Annotated in this window: 1 protein-coding gene; it reads right to left on the minus strand. The window is 72.6% G+C overall.

Going from position 1 to position 314, the window contains the following annotated elements:
• A partial coding sequence (locus G3576_RS31085) for a hypothetical protein (RefSeq protein ID WP_164698348.1) occupies window positions 1–314 on the minus strand: 314 nt, incomplete at both ends.

A 314-nucleotide genomic window follows, 5' to 3' on the forward strand; every position in this document is an offset into this window, starting at 1 on the left:
AGGACGCCGATATCGGTGGTCTCGAGGGCGGCGGCCTGCGTCGAGGTCAGCGCCGAGAGCTGGCCGGAGGTGAGGCCGGCGACCTGGGTGGTGGTCAGCGCCGCAAGGTCGGTGGTCTCCATGCCGCGGATCTGCGCGGTGGCGAGAGCCCCGATGGCGGTGGAGGAGAGCGCACCGAGCTGCGTCGTGGTCAGCGCGGCGATCTGGGCGGAGGTGAGCGCGGCCGACTGCGTGGAGGACAGCGTCGAGAGCTGGGTGGTGGTGAGCGCGCCGATCTGGGTGGTGGTGAGCGCGCCGAGCTGGGTGGAGCGGAG

The sequence above is a fragment of the Falsiroseomonas algicola genome, assembly GCF_011040385.1.
In the GTDB taxonomy this organism is placed as follows: domain Bacteria; phylum Pseudomonadota; class Alphaproteobacteria; order Acetobacterales; family Acetobacteraceae; genus Falsiroseomonas; species Falsiroseomonas algicola.